The 19,041-nt window shown below is 65.3% G+C and carries 14 protein-coding genes; 10 read left to right on the forward strand and 4 right to left on the reverse strand.

What is annotated here, in order from left to right; translation table 11 throughout:
• Positions 1-42 precede the first annotated feature (42 nt).
• Positions 43-3,099, forward strand: a complete 3,057-nt coding sequence (locus tag L284_RS36495; RefSeq protein WP_021234285.1) for a glycosyl hydrolase family 28-related protein — start codon at positions 43-45, stop codon at positions 3,097-3,099.
• A complete protein-coding gene (locus tag L284_RS36500; RefSeq protein ID WP_021234286.1) occupies positions 3,099-3,872 on the forward strand; it encodes a ThuA domain-containing protein in 774 nt (257 codons plus the stop codon). Before L284_RS36495 ends, L284_RS36500 begins: the two co-directional genes overlap by 1 nt.
• A 19-nt stretch (positions 3,873-3,891) precedes the next feature.
• Here L284_RS36500 and L284_RS36505 read toward each other — a convergent pair whose 3' ends face one another.
• The 3 genes from L284_RS36505 to L284_RS36515 all read right to left on the reverse strand — a co-directional run bounded on the left by L284_RS36505 (position 3,892) and on the right by L284_RS36515 (position 8,736).
• Positions 3,892-5,508: a DUF5597 domain-containing protein gene (locus L284_RS36505; protein WP_031342265.1), complete on the reverse strand. Its 1,617-nt coding sequence runs from the start codon at positions 5,506-5,508 to the stop codon at positions 3,892-3,894.
• Positions 5,509-5,523: 15 nt separating this feature from the next.
• Positions 5,524-5,868 carry an L-rhamnose mutarotase gene (locus tag L284_RS36510; RefSeq protein WP_021234288.1) on the reverse strand — a complete coding sequence of 115 codons (345 nt, stop codon included), beginning with the start codon at positions 5,866-5,868 and terminating at the stop codon, positions 5,524-5,526.
• A 90-nt stretch (positions 5,869-5,958) separates the two neighbouring features.
• On the reverse strand, positions 5,959-8,736 hold the full coding sequence (locus tag L284_RS36515; RefSeq protein WP_021234289.1) for a TonB-dependent receptor: 2,778 nt from the start codon (positions 8,734-8,736) through the stop codon (positions 5,959-5,961).
• A gap of 247 nt (positions 8,737-8,983) precedes the next feature.
• Here L284_RS36515 and L284_RS36520 point away from each other — a divergent pair, with 247 nt between their 5' ends.
• The 8 genes from L284_RS36520 (at position 8,984) to L284_RS0124250 (ending at position 18,258) form a co-directional block, all read left to right on the forward strand.
• Positions 8,984-9,772, forward strand: coding sequence for an IclR family transcriptional regulator (locus L284_RS36520; RefSeq protein ID WP_021234290.1), 789 nt, complete (start codon positions 8,984-8,986; stop codon positions 9,770-9,772).
• Entirely contained in the window at positions 9,769-10,737 is a 969-nt protein-coding gene (locus tag L284_RS36525) for an alpha/beta hydrolase (protein WP_031342267.1), read from the forward strand. Before L284_RS36520 ends, L284_RS36525 begins: the two co-directional genes overlap by 4 nt.
• Complete coding sequence (locus L284_RS36530) at positions 10,734-11,537, forward strand: GDSL-type esterase/lipase family protein (RefSeq protein WP_021234292.1); 804 nt, start codon at positions 10,734-10,736, stop codon at positions 11,535-11,537. The genes L284_RS36525 and L284_RS36530 overlap by 4 nt, the downstream gene beginning before the upstream one ends.
• Positions 11,534-12,337, forward strand: coding sequence for a GDSL-type esterase/lipase family protein (locus L284_RS36535; RefSeq protein ID WP_021234293.1), 804 nt, complete (start codon positions 11,534-11,536; stop codon positions 12,335-12,337). The genes L284_RS36530 and L284_RS36535 overlap by 4 nt, the downstream gene beginning before the upstream one ends.
• Complete coding sequence (locus L284_RS36540) at positions 12,334-13,962, forward strand: alpha-L-fucosidase (RefSeq protein ID WP_040713243.1); 1,629 nt, start codon at positions 12,334-12,336, stop codon at positions 13,960-13,962. Before L284_RS36535 ends, L284_RS36540 begins: the two co-directional genes overlap by 4 nt.
• Positions 13,963-14,038: 76 nt before the next feature.
• Positions 14,039-16,381, forward strand: coding sequence for a glycoside hydrolase family 31 protein (locus L284_RS36545; RefSeq protein ID WP_407635845.1), 2,343 nt, complete (start codon positions 14,039-14,041; stop codon positions 16,379-16,381).
• A gap of 35 nt (positions 16,382-16,416) precedes the next feature.
• A complete protein-coding gene (locus L284_RS36550; protein ID WP_021234296.1) occupies positions 16,417-17,886 on the forward strand; it encodes a GH1 family beta-glucosidase in 1,470 nt (489 codons plus the stop codon).
• A 150-nt stretch (positions 17,887-18,036) separates the two neighbouring features.
• Entirely contained in the window at positions 18,037-18,258 is a 222-nt protein-coding gene (locus L284_RS0124250) for a hypothetical protein (protein ID WP_021234297.1), read from the forward strand.
• A gap of 213 nt (positions 18,259-18,471) precedes the next feature.
• On the opposite strand, the gene L284_RS36555 is transcribed toward L284_RS0124250, so the two are convergent.
• Complete coding sequence (locus L284_RS36555; protein WP_021234299.1) at positions 18,472-19,023, reverse strand: outer membrane protein; 552 nt, start codon at positions 19,021-19,023, stop codon at positions 18,472-18,474.
• Positions 19,024-19,041 lie beyond the last annotated feature (18 nt).

Consider the following 19,041-nt stretch of genomic DNA (forward strand, 5'->3'; position numbering starts at 1 on the left):
CCGGGACGATGACCCCCAACGATATCACGGAGAGAATTACCGATGCGCGCGATCCTCGGAGCCTCGACGGCGACACTGGCCCTGATGGCCGCCGCACCGCTCGCCGCATCACCCTCCGTCTACACCGCCATGCCTGACGAGCCCGCCGCCGTCACCGTTTCCGCCATCGGCGACGGCCGCGCGGACGATACCGCCGCGATCCAGCAGGCGATCGACAAGGCCGCGCAAGGCCCTGCGGGCAAGGGCGTCGGCGGCGGCATCGTGTTCCTGCCGCAAGGCACCTATCGCATCAGCCGCACGCTGTTCCTCTGGCCAGGCGTGCGGATCTTCGGCGTCGGAGAGAAGCGCCCGGTCATCGTGCTCGGCGCGAAGACCGCCGGCTTCCAGCGCGGCGTAGCGCACATGCTCGTCTTCGCAGGCTCCGCGCGGGAACGCGATCCCAAGGACACACGCGAAGTGGCCTTCCCGCCGCCCGGCTCCGTGCCCTTCAACAAGAACGTGGCAGACGCCAATCCCGGCACGTTCTACTCGGCGCTCGGCAACATCGACTTCCGGATTCTCGACGGCAATCCCGCCGCCACCGCCATCCGCTTCCACTCCGCCCAGCACAGCTTCGTCAGCCATGTCGATTTCGACATCGGCTCCGGTCTCGCCGGGCTCTACCACGTCGCCAACGAGGCCGAGGATCTGCACTTTCGCGGCGGCCGCTACGGCATCCTCGCGGAAAAGCCTTCCCCCGCCTGGCCGTTCGCCTTGGTGGATTCCACTTTCGAAGGCCAGCGCGACGCGGCCATTCGCGAGCATGAAGCCGGGCTGACGCTGCTCAACGTCTCGATCCGCGACACGCCCGTTGGCATCGAGATCGACAAGGGCTATGGCGACTGGCTCTGGGGACAGGACGTGCGCTTCGAGAACGTCTCGAAGGCGGGTGTGATCGTTTCCAACGAGAACAACGTCTATACCCAGGTCGGCTTCCAGAACGCGCTGGCCTCACGCACCCCGGTCTTCGCCCGCTTCCGCGACAGCGGCAAGACGGTACCCGGCAAGGGCGAGAGCTACAAGGTCGCTTCCTTCACCCACGGCTTGACGCTGCCCGCGTTCGGCAAGATGGGTGAGTACCGCACGCAAATCGATGCCGCGCCGCTCTCCGCCCTGCCCGCTTCTTCCCCCTCGGCGATCCGCGCATTGCCGCCGGTTTCCGAATGGGCGAGCGCCCGCACGTTCGGCGCGAAGGGAGACAACCTGACCGACGATACCGCCGCGCTCCAGAAGGCGATCGACACGCACCGCGTGGTCTATCTCCCCTCCGGCTTCTACAAGGTGAGCGACACCCTGCGGTTGCGCCCGGACTCGGTGCTGATCGGCCTCCACCCCAGTCGGACGCAAATCGTCCTACCGGACGGGTCAGCCGCTTACGCCGGCATCGGCGCGCCCAAGGCACTGGTTGAAAGCGCGGCGGGCGGGGATGCGATCGTCGCCGGGATCGGCCTCGACACCAGCGGCAACAATCCGCGCGCCACGGCCCTGCTGTGGAAGGCGGGTGCCCGCTCCATGGTAAACGACGTCAAGTTCCAGGGCGGCCACGGCACAAACCGCTTCGACGGCAACCGGACCGATCCGTATAACAACAACGCCACCGCCGATCCCGACGCGTCGCGGCGCTGGGAAGGGCAGTACGCCAGCCTCTGGGTCACGCAGGGCGGCGGCGGCACTTTCGCCAATGTCTGGAGCCCCAGCACCTTCGGCCATCCCGGCATCCTGATCTCCGACACCAAGACCCCCGGCCGGATCATCCAGGCCTCCGTGGAGCACCATGTCCGCACCGAGATCGGCCTGAACCGCGTATCCAACTGGGAACTCCTGGCCCCGCAGACCGAGGGCGAGGCCGGCGAGAGCGGGGACGCGGTCGCGCTGGAAATCCGAGATTCCAGCAATATCCTGGTCGCCAACCTCCACGCCTATCGCGTCACCCGCACCCGCAAGGCCGCGCCTGCCGCCGTTACCCTCTACAACTCGCACGATATCCGTTTCCGCAACGTCCATGTGAATGCCGAGAGCGGTTTGGGCACTTGCGACGAAAACGGCTGCGCCACGTTCCTGCGCCTGACCAAGTTCCCTTACGAAAACGCCCTGCGCGATGTGACGCACGGCCTCGACGTGCGCGAACGCGAGTTCGCGGTGCTGGACGTCACCGGCTCGCCCGCCCCTGTCGTTCCGGCCAGCTTCGAAGGCGCACAGGTCGAGAGGCTGGCCGACGGCTTCCACTCGATCGGCGGCGGCGCGGTGGATGCGGCGGGCAAGCTCTACTTCATCGACCGGCATTTCCAGCGCATCTGGAGCTGGTCAGACCAGGGCAAGCTGGAGATCGTGCGGGATGCCACGCTCGATCCGGTCAACCTGACCGTGGACCGGTCCGGAAACCTGCTGGTCCTGTCCTCCTTCGGGCGCAACGGTACCGTCTACAGCCTCAAGCCCGGATCGCCCGACACCGAATTGACCGTGATCGCGCCGCGCCCGGCGCAGCGCTCGAACGACGCCGCCACCGTGCTGCCGGTGAACTGGTGGATCAATGGCGAGTTCAAGGACCAGATCGATCCCAAGAGCTACCGGTTCACCACCTTGGCCGAAATGTTCACCCGCAACATGGCAAAGCCGCAAGCGCAGGAATATGCATCGCCGGACGGCAGTGTGGTGCTGCCCGCCTGGCGCGTCTTCGCGCAGGGCCCGTCCGACCATCGCGGCCTGCGCTTCTCGGACTCGCTCGACACTTACGGCTTCGTCCAGGGCAAGCCCGGCGAACGCGTATTGGTGACCAACGCCTCGGAAAACCGCACCTATAGCGGTATCGTCGGCGCGGGGGGCAGCGTCACCGGCCTCAAGCCCTTCGCCGAGCGCGGCGGCGAAGGTGTCGCCAGCGATGCCAAAGGGCGCGTCTACGTCGCCAATGGTCAAGTCTTCGTCTACTCGCCCGAAGGCCAAGAGATAGGACGGATCGACGTACCGGAGCGGCCCCTGCAACTGGTCTTCGGCGGCGAGGGTCGCAGCACGCTCTACATCCTCACCCACCATGCGCTCTATGCCGCGCGGATCGGCCAGTGATGCGCGCTATCCGGGCGCTGCTGGTCCTGATCGCGCTCATCCTTCCGGCAAGCGCCTGGGCCGATCCGCAGTACCGGCTGCTCGTCCTGGCGATCCCGAACAGGTACCACTACGAATATATCCCGATCGCGCGGGACAGCCTGGAACATCTCGCCCGGCTCCATGACTTCGAGCTGACCTACACCAACGATCCGTCGGTGTTCGAGGGCGACCTGAAGCGCTACGCCGCCGTCATGTTCCTCAACACCCCGGGCGAAGAACTCAGCCCTGCGCAGCGGCGGATTTTTGAAGCCTATATGCGCGGGGGCGGCAATGCAGTCGTCGTCCACCGCGCCTTGATCGCGAAGCCCGGCGCTTGGCCGTGGTTCGAAAAGCTGGTCGGCCGCAGCTTCGTCATTCATCCGATGTTGCAGACCGGCGTCGTCACCGTTGCCGACCCCGGTTTCCCTGCGACCTTCGGTCTGCCCCGGCGCTGGATCTGGAGCGATGAGTTCTACGTCACGGCCAACCCGCACAACGTGAAGACCGAAACCGTGCTGCGGGTCGACGAGAGCAGCTACGATCCCACCCGGATCTGGCCGGGACAAGTCGCCAGGCCTATGGGCGATCACCCGGTCGCCTGGCAGCACCGCCATGAGAACGGACGGGTCTTCGTCACCACGCTGGGCCACAACGGCGAAGCCTATCGCGACCCGCAGTACCTCGCTCACCTGATGGGCGGCATCTACTGGGCCGCGACCGGTCTCGGCAGGGACTTGAGCGGGTCGCGCTGAAACGCGGACGGCCAAGCGTTCAGCGATAGTGCCCCATCGTTACCTTGAGCCACACCGGACGCGCCGTGAGATTGAGCCCGTAGTCGGTCTGGTCGCCGTTCCAGACGCGATCGGTGACCCATTCGTCCTTGGCGAAATGCCCTTCCTCGACCTTGACGATCAGCCCGTTCGGCGGGCTGCCCACAGCGGATGCGAACGACACGCGCACATGATCCCCGGTCAGCAGGAAGCTGTCGGCGGATAGCTGGGCAACGGCCAGCCCTCCCACGGGCTCGGTGGCCCAGGCGGGCAAGTCTGCCTCGGGAAACCATTCGCGCTGTCCGAACTGCCACTGGCCGAAGCTGGCGGTGATCTGCCACTTGCCCATCGTGGTTTGCTGCAAGCCGCCGTCGTCCGGCTTGGCGGCACCCCAGGTAGGGTGCTCGAAGGCGATCTTCGCCCAAGCCCGCATGGAACCTGACAGCACGCGGTATTTCGCGCCGAATGCCTCCAGCGTCGCCTCGTCGAGGGATTTCGCTCCCAGCGGATAGTTGAAGAAGTCGCTTCCATCCATGCCGAAGGGCGAAAAGCCGATAGCGCCCCGCCCGAGCGCGGGCCAGAAATAGCGCGCATATTCGCGCGCATTGCCGATCTCCGGCACCATCAAGGCATTATCGGGCCGCGTGTAGAGGTCTAGGTGCTTCAGGACATTGCGGCTTTTGCGATCGTAGATGTCGGGCGCGGCGAAATCGAGCGAGGGCGCGGCCGCCTTCCAGATGTCGAGCACGTCCCCTTGCGGCCCGCCGCTGGCCACGCTGTGCGGATCGGGGTCCTTGAACGGGTCGGACAGCGCCGCATTGACGTACATCGGCAGCGGCTTGACGGCTTTGCCCGCCGCGGCCAGTTCCTCGATGTAGCGCGCCGTGAACCAGGTGTTGAAGGCCCGATCGGCCGCCGCGTCGAAGACCTGGCTCCAGGTGCCTGAACCAAGGCCCAGCTTACGCGACAGGACCACGGGCACCTGGCCGGCGAAGAGCTTCTGCGCAGCCGCGCCATAATCGCGGGGATTGCGGTAGCTGCCGACCTCGTTCTCGGGCTGGACCAGGATCACGGTATTCTGCGCGTCGTGGTCGCGCAGGTACGTCATCAGCGCCAGGAAGGCTTTCTTGTCCGCGCGCAGCGTCTCGGTACCGTGGGGGGACAGCACATCATGATCGCTGCCGTCCGGCTTCTTCATGCGCGGGAAACGGCCATTGTCGAGCTTCACCCAGTCGGGCGTATAAGCCAACCCGGTGTTTTTCCAGGCCCCGAACCAGAGCAGGACCACCCGCTTTTCATGCACGCGCGCCTCGTCCAGCAGAGTCTGCACGAAGCTGAAATCGAACCGTCCCTCGCGGGGCTCAAGCTGCTGCCAGGCGACGGGGACTTCGATCGTGTTGGCACCGATCCGGTCGAGCACCGGCCAGGCCGACTGCAAGGGCTCGGCATAGTTCGTGCTGTTGTTGACCTGCCCCGCCAGCATCAGAAACGGCGCCCCGTCCACGATCAGCGCGTGACGGCCGCCGCGCGTCTCGATATGCGGTACGTCGTCCTGCGCCAGAGCGGCGAGAGGGAGGGATAGCATGGCCGAGGCCAGCAGGATGGCAGCGGATCGCATCGTGCGCATTTGTCCTCAGGGCTGTTCTTGAAGGGAAAACAGGCGGCTTGCCGACGTCCATTTGCTTTCGGCGGAAGCCCAGGGCAGCGGCCGCTGGAACTGGTCCATCAGGCTTTCCCAGGCACGGACATCAGGATCGGCAGCGTCGGCCGCCGCCTTCCGACGAGAGTCGAAGCTGGAATCGGTCTCCATGATCATGACCAACCGATTGCCGGTGCGGTGAATCTCCATGTCGCTGATCCCCGCGGCACGGATGCTCGCGACGACAGGCTCCGGAACCGCGCCCGGCTTGTGCCATGCCTCGTAGCGGGCGATGGCTTCGGCTTCGTCAGCCAGGTCGATGAGCAGAACCTGTCGCACCGGTCTCCCTTTTTTCGTTTTCGTCCCCAACAAATGCTACTGGTCGGTCCTTCCGACCAGTAGCAAGCAGCGCCCGCGCCGCAAGGCGGATCAATAGGTCAGGCGGGCCGTCAGACTGACGCGGCGGTCGTTCAACACGTTCGACTGCGGCCTGCTGGCAATGCCGTAATACGTGCGGTTCTCGGTATTGGTCAGGTTGACCCCGTCCAGGGTCAATGCGAAATTCGGCGTGACGGTGTAAGTGATCGAGGCGTCCAGCTGCCCGCGCGCATCGTTGAAGATCGGCAGGTTACCGCTACCATTCCCGCGCGTGGTGACGACGTACTTGCTGCGCCAGTTATAAGCGACGCGCGCTGAAAGCGGTCCCTTGTCGTAGAAGCCGATCAGGTTGTAGCTGTACTTGGACAGCAGTTCGAGCGGCACCGTCAGCTTGTTGCCTTCGTTGTCGGCCGCGTCGGGACTGGGCGCCTTGCTGTCGACATAGGTGAAGTTGGCCTGGACGCCGAAGCCGGAGAGCAAGCCGGGCAGGAAGTCGAAGAAGGTGTTGCCGCCGATCTCGAAGCCCTTGATCTTGCCGTTGTCGCCGTTGAGCGGGCGGGTGACATCGACGTTGAACGGGCCATTGCCGAAGTCGTAAGTCTCGGTGCTGGTAATGTTGGCGATGAAGCCGTCCACCTTCTTGTAGAAGGCGGCGCCGTACAGCGATCCCGTCTGCGAGAAGTACCATTCCAGCGAGGCGTCGAACTGCTTGGCCTCCAGCGGCTTCAGGAACGGATTGCCGCTCGATGCCGTGCGCAGCCCGCTACCGGAGTTGAACTCGACGATGTTGATGTTGGGGTTGAGCTGCGAGAAGTCCGGGCGGGTGAGGCCTTTCGAGGCGGCCAGGCGAAGCTGCAGCTTGTCGCTGAAGTGATAACGCAAGTTCAGGCTGGGCAGCGCCTTGGTGTAGTTGGAATTGACGCCCAAGCCGACGTAGGAGATCGGCCCATTGCCCGGCTGACCGCCGACGATGACTTGCGGGGTCTGGACGATGAAGCCGTCCGTCGACACCTTGGTCTTGATCACGCGCAGGCCGATATTGCCGTCGAGCGGGAAACCGGCGTCCTCGAAGTCGAACTTGGCCAGGCCGTAAGCGGTGTAGGTCTTCTCGCCTTGCGTGTTGCGATCGCTGGGGACGTAGCTCACCCCGTCCAGCAGAGACTGCCGCTGGGCATCGCTGACATAGGGCGCCAGGGCCTGGCGGGTGGCGTCATAGTCCAGAACGACGCCGCGGCTGAAGAACACGCCGCCGTCCGGCACGCCCTGGTAGCCGCGATAGAGATCGCCGCGGAAGGGGTGAACCTCGTAGAGGTTGTCCGCCAGCGCGGTCGTGCCGTAATATGCGTAAGTGCTGCTGTCGGTGACGGCGGAGCGGTCAGTATAGCGCAGGCCCGCGGAAATCGAGCGCAGGAAACCGCCGTCGAACTTGTATTCCGCGTCGAGACGCCCGGCATATTCCTTGCCCACCGAACGCTCGATGTGGTCGAGGTAGCCGCCGCCCAGCGGGGCATAGTTCGCCACGTCCGTGACGGAACCGTTGCCGTTGGCGGGATCGTTGTCGGGCAGGATGTCCATCGTCGGCACGCCGCTGCCGACGACCTGGTAGAGCCGCTCCGCGTTCGAGTGCAGGATGACGATCGAGCGCTGGCCGTCGGTGGTGCCGCGAATATACTGGAGGTCGCCGTTGACGGTGAGGTTGCCGGTGGGATTCCACTTCACATTGAGCGAAAAGTCGTTGGTGACCGACTTGCGCCGCTCGAGACTGGTGTTGGAATCGATCGGCACGTTGGCGAAAGTGCCGCTGCGGAAATTGCCGTCGTCGTCGAACGTAAAGCGCTGGGTGTAATCCGGCGTGATCGGATTGTCGCCGGTGTAGGCGAAGAAGCTGTAGTCGCCGTACTGGAACTTGTAGTCGGAGCGGACATATTCGCCGGTGAACAACAGCGTCTCGGTCGGCTTCCACTGGATGGCGGCATCGATGCCCAGGCGGCGACGGTCGCCGAGATACTGGCCGATGCCCACGCCGTGCGGCAGATAGGTGTCCTGGCCCAGGCGTCCCAGCCCGGAAGCCACCGCATAGTCGGCGGGATCGTTCGGGGTGCCGTTCGCACCCAGCGTCTGGTCCAGTTCGTAGAAGGGCTGGCTGGAGATCTGGTCCTGGCGGAACGCGGTCTTCTGATAGGCGAAATCGACCATGACGCCGATCTCACCGATCCCGGTATTCCAGCGGTCGGAAAGAAGAAGGTTGGCCTGAGGCTTCGACTTTCCGTAAAGGTCGTAATAGTTGATGCTGGCGCTGGCAGAGGCCTTGAAGCCGTCGAAATCGAACGGCTTGCGGGTGCGCAAGTTGATGAGGCCGCCGATACCGCCCTCGATCTGGTCTGCCGAGGGGTTCTTGTAGACGTCGACGCCGGCCAGCAGTTCCGAAGGGACGTCTTCCAGGCTGAGGGTGCGTCCCCCGTTGGCGGTGAACACGTCGCGCCCGTTCACTTCGGTACGCACCTGGCTGAGGCCGCGGATCGAGACCGAGCTGCCTTCGCCGAAACTGCGCTGGATCTGGATGCCGGTGATGCGCTGAAGCGCTTCGGCGACGTTGCGGTCTGGCAGCTTGCCGATGTCTTCAGCGACGATGGAATCGACGATCACGTCGGAATTGCGCTTGATCGACTGCGCACTGCTGAGGCTGGCGCGCACACCGGTGACAATGATATCCTCGCTCGGCGCGACGTCCTGTGCGCTTGCGGGCGCCACCGCGCCGAGCGCCACCGTCGCCACCGAAATACCTGCCAGCAGACGCGCACGGCGCGATGCCTGATCAATCGTCCTCATGGACTTCCCCTCTCCCTGGCTCCTGCACGGAGCACGTCATTCGGAAACCGTGTTTTCGTTCCGCCACGTCATCCGGCCAAGCTGGAAGAGATGAGCACGGAGCGATGCAGCGGCTGGACGACTCCTTACTCCCAAAAGCAACGTTGTGAAATATAAAAATTGATTTCATATTTGCATTATGGTTCTTGAACGTGGCAATTCCGGTCGACCTCGGCAAAGGTGGTGCGATCAGGTCTGGAGAGGTTAGATGAACGGCAAGACGCGCTATCAGGCGCCGGCGCTGAAAAAGGGACTGGAAATCCTCGAACTGCTAGCGGGTTCGAGCGAGCCGCTGATCATGTCCGACATATCGGCGGCGCTGGGCCGATCGGTCAGCGAGATATTCCGCATGCTTCAGGTTCTCGAGGAGCACGGGTATATCGCGCGTGCGGAGGATGGCTATAAGCTTACCAATCGCCTCTTCGCCCTGGGCATGAGCCAGCCGCCAATCCGCGACCTTGCCTCCACGGCGCTGCCGGTGATGCAGGAACTGGCGCGCAGCGTCGGGCAAAGCTGTCATCTGGCGGTGGCGTCGGGCGCGGAGATGATCGTGATCATCGCCATCGAGGCGCCCGGTCTCTCCGGGTTCGCGGTTCGCGTAGGCTATCGCCGCCCACTGCACTTGTCGAACTCCGGCCGCATCCTTCTAGCCTTCCAGTCGCCCGAAGCACGCGCCGCCATGCTGTCGGACATTCGCAGCGCCAGCGGGGATTTCGACGAAGCTGCGCTGCTGACCCGACTCGACGCGGTTCTCGCGGCCGGCGGCGCCAGCGAGCCCAGTCCGATGCTGACCGGCATCACCGACCTTTCGGCGCCCATCCTGCTGGGCGGCAGCGCGCGGGCGGCGCTGACCGTGCCGTTCGTGGCCGGCCCGGCCAGCAAGACCACGATCGAGGAATGCAGCCTCTGCGTGCGGCAGGCGGCGACCCGGATCGGAAACGCCATGTCGCCCATCCGGCAGGCCTCTTCCCCCGCGTTCGAGGAGCAGACGGCATGACCCGGATGACCCGGCGCACCACTTTGGCCGCTGCCGCCGCGATGGCACTGCTGCCCCGGCTGGCGCAGGGGCAGACCGGTGCCGCAGACGAAGTGGTGCCGCTCTGGCCCGGCTCTCCGCCCGGCGCCTCCGGCAAGGCCATCCAGCGCAAGGTGACCGAGCAGTCCCGCGATCCCAAGCGACCGGATCGCTGGGTGACGGGGATCGACCGCCCGGTCCTGGTGGTGAAGCGTCCGGCCAGGCCCAACGGCAGCGCCATGCTGGTGGTGCCGGGCGGTGGCTACGGCTTTCTCTCCTATGACAACGAGGGGACCAGCCAGGCCGCATGGCTCAACGCGCGCGGCGTCACCGCCTTCATCCTGCTCTACCGCCTTCCCGGCGAAGGTTGGAGCCGGCGCGAGGACGTTCCCTTGCAGGATGCGCAGCGCGCCATGCGCCTGATCCGTGCAGGCGCGGCGCGGTACGGGATCGATCCCGGCCGCGTCGGCGTGCTCGGCTTCTCCGCCGGCGGGCACCTCGCCGGATCGCTGGCGACACGCCATTCGGAAGATGTCTATCGTCCGATCGACGAGGCCGACCGGCTGAGTGCCGCGCCGCAAGTCGCGGGCCTGGTCTATCCAGTCGTCAGCCTCGTCGCCGCTTTCGCCCATGCCGGATCGCGGGACAACCTGCTCGGTCCCGGATCGACCCCGGCCATGCAGAAGATCCGTTCGGTGGAAGCACGCGTGGACGCGGCGACGTGCCCGACCTGCCTGATCCACGCCGCCGACGACGGCCTGGTCCCACCCGCCAACAGTCTCGCCCTGTTCCAGGCCTTGCAGGAGGCGAGACGCCCCGCTGCGCTGCATGTGTTCGAGAACGGCGGTCACGGCTTCGGCGTGCGCTTGCCCGCCGCGATGCAGGCCGCCGCATGGCCTGCGCTCTTCGCCACCTTCGCGGGCGCGCACGAAGTGGCTTTCGCATGAGGGATCGTGTCGCCGCCCTGACCTTCCTGGCCGGCGTGTCCACGCTGCACGCCTTGCCCGCAGCCGCGCAGCACTACCAGAGTTCGCCCGAACGCCGCACCGTCGCCGAAAAGGACTGGGGCGAGTGGCTGGGGCCTTTTCGCGCCAAGCTCGTGCCCAGCCTGATGGAGGATTTCGGGGAGCGCTACCTCTACGCCTCCGCGAATGCCGCCCTGCCCGCGCCGCGCCCGGGCGAGCGACGCGTGGTGTTCCTGGGCGACTCGATCACCGATCGCTGGAACCTGGCCGCCAGCTTTCCCGGCAGGCGCTACATCAATCGCGGGATCGGCAGTCAAGTGACTGCGCAGATGATCCTGCGCTTCCACCAGGACGTGATCGCGCTGAAACCCTCTGCGGTCGTGGTGCTGGCCGGCATCAACGACTTGCAAGGCTTCCTCCAGCACGAAACGACCGAGCAGATCGAGGCGAACTGGGAAACCATGGCCGACCTTGCCGATGCTCACGGGATCAGGATGGTGTTCGGCGCGCTGCTGCCCGTGAATGACTATACCCCGGCGGCGAAGGACGTTCTAAAGGAGCGGGATCCGGTGCGGATCCGCGCCTTGAACGCCTGGCTGCGCGCCTTCTGCAAGCGCCGGGGCTATGCCTTTGCCGACTACTTCACGCCGTTGGCCGACGAGAGAGGCCTGATGGCGGCCCGCTTCACGCAGGACGGCGTTCATCCGCTCGACGACGGCTATGCCGTGATGGCCCCGGTCGCCCAGCGCGCCATCGATCAGGCACTCGGAGACGAAAAATGAAGCAGAGCCGCATCCCCCTTGTCGCACTCGCTCTCGTAACCGCCCGCCCCGCTCTCGCGGAGACGGCGGTCCCCGGCGATCCGCACGCCGCCGATCCGGTCGGCATTGTCGCCGATCCCTGCCCCGTTCACCCTGCCCCCAGCGACGCGGCGGGATGGCACCTGTGGAACCTGCATATGCTCACGCGCGATTTCGGACAGGTCTGCCGTTATGCCGCAGCAAACCGGGCGCTTGCGGGGCAGAAGGTCTCGGTCGTGTTCATGGGCGATTCCATCACCGACAACTGGATCAACGCCGATCCCCAGCTCTTTACCGGCGGGCTCGTCGATCGCGGCATCAGCGGCCAGACGACGGCCCAGATGCTGGTGCGCTTCCGGCAGGACGTCATCGCCCTGAAGCCGCAGGCGGTGCATATCATGGCCGGCACCAACGATATCGCCGGCAATACCGGCGCCGCGACGATGGAGACTGTCTTCGGCAATATCCAGAGCATGGCGGAACTGGCCCGTGCTCACGGGATCAGGGTGATCATCGCCTCGATCCCGCCTGCGGCCGCCTTTCCCTGGAGCCCGGCGCTGAAACCGGCGGCTCAAGTGGCCGAAATGAATGCCCGGCTTGCCGCCTATGCCCGCGCGCGTGGATATGCCTTCGTCGACTACCACCGCGCGATGGCGCAAACGGACGGGGCGATGAAGCCGGGGCTTTCCACCGACGGCGTCCATCCCACGCCGCAGGGCTATAAGGTGATGCGACCTCTCGCGCTGGCGGCGATCGCCAGGACCCTGGGAACCAAACCATGATGGATCTGCAACGCCGCGCGTTCCTGGCCGGCGCCGCTGCCCTTAGCCTCGCCCAGGCGGCCCGTGCCGCCAGCGCCATGGGCACGGCGCCCGGCCCGGTCAGGCCCACATGGTCCTCGCTGGTGAACCACTACCGCTACCCCGAGTGGTTTCGCGACGCCAAGCTCGGACTCTGGTCGCACTGGGGGCCGCAGTCGGTCCCCGGACAGGGCGATTGGTACGGCCGCTTCATGTACATGCAGGGCCACCCCATGTACGAGCATCACCTGAAGACCTACGGCCATCCCTCGGTCGAGGGCATGAAGGACATCCAGAACCGCTGGAAGGGCGAACGCTGGGATCCCGACGCGCTGATCGATCGCTACAAGCGGGCCGGCGCCAAGTACTTCGTCGCTCTTGCCTGCCACCACGACAATCTCGACTGCTATGACAGCCGCTACCATGCCTGGAACAGCCTGCGCGTGGGCCCCGGCAAGGATGTCGTCGGGATCTGGGAGAAAGCCGCGCGCAAGGCCGGGCTGCGCTTCGGCGTCTCCAACCACGCCGCCCATGCCTGGCACTGGTATCAGACCGCCTATGGCTACGATCCGACCGGCCCGCGCAAGGGCGTGCGCTACGACGCTTTCCGCCTGCGCAAGCGAGACGGCCAGGGGCAATGGTGGGACGGACTGGACCCGCAGGAACTTTACACCGGGGGGCACGCCGTTCTACCCGACGGGATCGACAGCATAGAGGCGATGAACGCCTGGCACGATGCCAACAACGGCCAGTGGATCGAAAGCGGCCCCAAAGACGACCCCGCCTACGTCACCCGCTGGCTGCTGCGCCAGACCGACCTGATCGACAAGTACCGGCCGGACCTGGTCTACTTCGACGACTACGGTTTGCCGTTCGGCCCGGTCGGGCTGGAGGCAGCGGCGGACTACTACAATCGTTCGATTCAATGGCACGGCAAGATCGACGTGGTCCTGACCGCCAAGCAGCTCTCGCCCGAGGCGCGTTTCGGCGTCGTCCAGGATGTGGAACGCGGCTATACCGACCATATCTGGGACGAACCCTGGCAGACCGACACCTGCATCGGCGACTGGTTCTACAACGTCGCCCGCCTCAACGACAAAAGCTACAAGACCGCCGAAGACGTGATCCAGCGCCTGGCGGACGTCGTTTCGAAGAACGGCAACCTGCTGCTCTCGATCCCGCAACCGGGAGACGGCTCGATCGACGGCGAAGAGGAGAAGATCCTCGACGAAATGACGACATGGATGAAGACCGGCAGCGAGGCGATCTTCGGCTCGCGTCCCTGGCGGCGTTATGGCGAAGGCCCGACCCTCCCGGCGGTCGGCATGCAGAACGAGGAGAAGGCCAAGCCTTTCACCGCGCGCGACATTCGCTTCACCACCAACAAGGGCGCACTCTATGCCCTGGTGCTGGGCAAGCCGGAGCGGGACGTGACGATCACTTCGCTCGCCGCAGGCCCCAAGGCCGGCGTCGTCGAGCGCGTGACTCTGCTCGGAGGCGGCCCTCTGGCGCATCGCCGGGACCACCGGGGCTTGCACGTAGAATTTCCGCGCCAGACTGCGGGCTTCGTGCCCACCTTGCGCATCGAAGGACGCGGACTGGTCTGACGCACGGCGACAACCGGTTGGATTCAAAAGCAGAGAACAGGGGAGTGCGATGATCGTAGAAAACACCAAGGCCCGGATGAAGACGCGGATTCTGGCAAGCGCGGCGGGCATGTCCTGTCTCGCCCTGTCCCTGCCCGCGCTGGCCGCGCCCCTGGCGCTGCTCGATCGCAACGGCACGCGGGTGGCGGTGGAGCCCTACGCGCCCAACATCGTTCGCGTGACCATCGCGCTCGATCCGGAACTCGCGGAAGCAGCGCCTGGCGAGGGGCCGAACGCCAAGCCCGACTCCGCAGGATGGAGCCACAGCACCACTGCCGAAGGGGACGTCTTCGCGTCCTCGGCGCTCAGCCTGACGGTCGACGCCAAGCCCTGGCTCAAGGCGCCCAGTCAGATGGAGCGCTACTTCGCGCCCTCCCTGCCTCCGGTCAGTCTCTCGATCCGCGATGCGCAGGGCGATGTGCTGACGAAGATGACGGGCTGGGAGATGGCCCCGGTCACCGTCAACGGCGAGAAGACCTTCAAAGTCGGCGCCACTTTCGCGGCCTCGGCTGACGAGCACTACTACGGGCTCGGGCAGAACCAGGAAGGCACGCTGGACCTCAAGGGCCGCCAGATCGACTGCGCCCATTACTACGACGCTCCGGCGGGTGAGACGGTCTGCGTGCCGTTCCTCGTCACTACCAAGGCCAACGGCAAAGTCTGGGGCATCGTCTGGGACAATCCGGCGCGCACGCTGGTCTGGCCGGGGCTACACTCGGCCACGCGCTTCCAGTCGCAAGTGGGCGAGCGCGTGTCGTTCTTCGTCATCACCGGCAGGACCAGCGACGATCTCTACGCCGGATACGCCAAGCTGACCGGAGAGACGCCGCTGCCGCCGAAAGCCGCCTTCGGGCTGATCCAGAGCAAGGCGCGCTACGAGACCCAGCAGGAACTGCTCGGCATCGCCGAGGGCTATCGCCAGCGGGGACTGCCGCTCGATGTCATGGTGCTCGACTGGTTCTACTGGACCCGCATGGGCCAGATCGACATCGATCGGACTTTCTTCCCCGATCCCAAGGGCATGAACGACCGGCTGAAAGCGCTGGGCATGCGCTCGATCATCAGCGTCTGGCCCCGGTTCGAACGGGAATCGCGCTATTTCGACATGCTGGAAGGAAAGGGTTGGTTCCTCAAGGACAAGGAAGGCAAGCCGGTAGACGGATTGCCGATGCGGTTCGACCGCGCCGGCGCCCTCATCGACAGCACCAATCCAGAGGCCTGCGCCTGGTTCTGGAACACGGTACGCGACAATATCCTCAGCCAGGGCTTCGACTGGCTCTGGCTGGACGAGACCGAGCCCGACCTCATCCCCGACGGCTACTTCTATTCGATCGGCTCGGGCGATCGCTATCACAACCTCTTTCCCCTCGTGCACACGACGGGCGCGGCGGAAGGATCGGCCCGCGACCGACCCGGGATGCGCAACATGATCCTGTCGCGCGCGGCCTACCTCGGCTCGCAGCGAACCGGCAGCCTGTTCTGGTCGTCCGACGTCAAGTCCACCTGGGAAGCGTTGCGGCGGCAGGTGCCGACCGGCCTCAACTTCACCGCCTCGGGCCTCGCCTACTGGGGCAGCGATATCGGCGGCTGGCAGTGGCCCAGCGGGCCCAGGGCCGAGCACCCGGTGCTGGTCGATCCCGCCGGGGCGACGGCGATGGGGGCGGATTACCCGGACTACCCCGAACTCTTCGTGCGCTGGTTCCAGTACAGCGTCTTCACGCCTACCCTGCGCATCCACGGCCAGCGCCCCGCCGCCGCCTTGTGGGAATACGGTACGGCGGCCGAGCCGATCCTGGCCGAGTGGCTGCGCCTGCGCTATTCGCTGATACCCTACTTGTACGCGCTGGGGCACGGCACGTATGAAACCGGCGCACCGTTCATGCGCGCGCTGTTCATGGACTTCCCGCACGACCCCAAGGCCGCGACGATCGGCGACCAGTACATGCTGGGCAAGGCGTTCCTCGTCGCCCCGGTGACGGAGCAGGGACAGACCAGACGCGCGGTCTACCTGCCCGCCGGCAGTGCCTGGTACGATTACTGGACCAACCAGCGATACGAAGGCGGCCAGACCGTGGAGGTAAACACGCCGATCCAGCGCATTCCGGTCTTCGTGAAGGCAGGCTCGATCGTCCCTGTCGGCGCGCAAGTGCCCAGCACGGCAACGAAACAGGCGCTGGAAAGCATTCGCGTCTATCCCGGTGCGAACGCCACGTTCACGCTCTACGATGACGACGGCACCACCAATGCCTACAGCGGCAAGAACGGCGGCAAGAAAGCCGAACTGGTGTGGGACGACGCCTCGGGCAAGCTCAGCAGCCGCCAGCCCCTGCCCAGCGGGCAGTCGCTGAACGGTCTGGTCAAGGTCATAGGCGGGCAATAAGCCTGGTGTTGGAAAACGTGAGGGAGTTTAGAGAGATGACCGGAATCAACCGCCGCCAACTCGGCATGGGCCTCGGCGCCGCAGCGCTTAGCGCGGCCTTGGGAGGCCGGACTGCCGCCGCGCAAGGCGGCGCGCCTGCGGTGTCGGCCGCAGGGCGAGGTGCGGCCGAAGCCCTGTCATTTCCGGCGGACTTCCAATGGGGCTGCGCTACTGCGGCCTACCAGATCGAAGGCGCGGTGAAGGAAGACGGTCGCGGCGAGACGGTGTGGGACGTCTATGCCCACACCCCCGGCAAGACCACCGACGGCGGTACCGGCGATGTCGCCTGTGACAGCTACCACCGTTACCAAGAGGACATCGCGCTGCTGAAGGCGCTGGACGTCAAGGCCTATCGCTTCTCGGTGGCCTGGTCGCGCATCTTCCCGAGCGGCAAGGGCAAGCCGAACCAGAAGGGCCTCGACTACTACAACCGCCTGATCGACGGCCTGCTGGCGGCGGGCATCACCCCGCACATGACGCTGTTCCACTGGGACCTGCCCACCGGGCTGCGGGGCGGCTGGCAATCGCGCGACACCGCCTATGCCTTTGCCGACTACGCCGGCTTCATCGCGGGCAAGACGTCGGACCGTGTGAAGCACATCATGACAGTGAACGAACTGCGCTGCTTCACCGACCTCGCTTACTGGAACGGCAACAAGGCGCCCGGGCTGCGGCTGCCGATGGACGAGGTCAACCAGGTGCGTCACCATGGCGTGCTCGCGCATGGACTAGGGGTTCAGGCCATTCGCGCGCAGGCAAAGGCGGGAACGCAGGTTGGCCTTGCCGACAATGCCACGATCTTCGTGCCCGCCATCGAGACCGCCGAGCATATCGAAGCGACCAAGAAGGCCATGCGCGAGGAAAACGCCATGTTCCTCACCGCGATCATGGAAGGCCGCTACATCGACAGCTACCTGTCCGCGCAAGGCAAGGACGCTCCCAAAGTTCAGGCAGGCGACATGGAGGCGATCGGCAGCCCGCTCGATTTCCTGTCGCTCAACGTCTACACTTCGAACACCGTGCGCGCTGCGGCAACGCCCGGCGGCTACGAAATCCTGCCGCACCTCGCCAACTCGCCGCGCATGGCCTCGCCCTGGCTCTACATGACGCCGGAGGCCCTCTACTGGTCCATCCGCAGCGTCAGCGAATTGTGGCAGCCGAAGAAACTCTACATTTCGGAAAACGGCTGCTCGGCCGACGATCCCGTGGCCCCGGACGGAAAAGTCTACGACGCCGACCGCGTCACCTACTTGCGCAACTACATCACGCACCTGCACCGCGCCGTGCGCGAGGGATACCCGATCGACGGCTATTTCCTCTGGAGCCTGATGGACAACTTCGAGTGGGAGGACGGCTATACCAAGCTGTTCGGCATTCACCACGTCGATTTCAAGACCCAGAAGCGCACCCCCAAACTCAGCGCCGACTGGTATCGGGAGCTAATCCGCACCGGGCGGCTGGTCTGATCCGCCAGAGAAGCGCAGATTCCTGTCCTCGCGTCATCGCCCTCAGGAACTATTTCCCTTTTCCTGCATTTCGAGGCTGTTAAAGGCAGGTCAGACCAGGGTACGGCGCCTGTGAGGACCCTAAAGGTTCCCAGCGCCGGGAGGATAGGAATGAAAGTCTATACACTTCGGTTCGCGCATCCCGACGGGGCGGACGACGCGCTGCAGTTCGAGGCTCCGGATCTGCCTGAGGCGCTCGTCGCAGCGCATCGTCACGCCGCTACGCGTGACGCCGAACTCTGGGACGGCGAGACCCGGCTGTGCGCCATCCGCCGCTCCAAGAAGCGTTCCGCTTTTTCATTCGGCGAGGCCGAGACGTTCGTAGCCGCTTGACCGCTTTGCTTAAACGGCTTCGAAGGCGGGCTCGAACGCTTTCTCCCGACGCCCCCGGACGATCACCACGGTTATCATCGTAAACAGCTCCGCGACATTCCAGGCCATCGTTCGTCTCGCGCCGCCGTGCCTCCCGGCACAGGGATCGCGGCGTATGGTCAGGTAACCAAGGAAGAGTGGTGCGCCTCGCCGCTCCTCCTTGCGTCATTTACATCAGAACCGGACGCCGACACCGCCCAGGATCTGGTTGCGCGAATAGCTGTCCGAATAGTTCGAGTAGCGATACTCGCCGGTCAGGAACACCGTGGGGGTCACGGCATATTCCGCGCCGACGCCGGCGCGCAGGCCCGAACGATCGTTGCGGTGCTTACCATCCTCGCGGATCGTGAACTGTGCGTTGGTGTAGCCGACCTTGCCATAGAGCAAGAAGCTGGGCGAGACGACATAGCCCAGGCGTGCGCCGGCATAGAGATCGCGGTCCGCACGCTCGGTGTAGCGAGTGGCGCCGGCTGCGAACGTCTTCTTCTGGGTGGAATCGCTGAACTCGACTTCCGGACCGATACGGACCGATCCCAGGGCGGCGTCATAGCCGGCCGTGGCTCCGTAAGTAAAGCCGGAGGCGTTCTCCCCGCCGTGCTGCACGTTATCCCAGCCCCCCGTAACCGCGATACGCGGGCCGGCGAAATCTCCGCTGTCCTGTGCGAAGGCGGGCGATGCCACGGCTGCCAAAGCCAGAGCCGGCGCAATGACGAAACGCTTGGACATATTCATTCTCCTCATGTC

Source organism: Novosphingobium lindaniclasticum LE124 (assembly GCF_000445125.1).
GTDB lineage: Bacteria > Pseudomonadota > Alphaproteobacteria > Sphingomonadales > Sphingomonadaceae > Novosphingobium > Novosphingobium lindaniclasticum.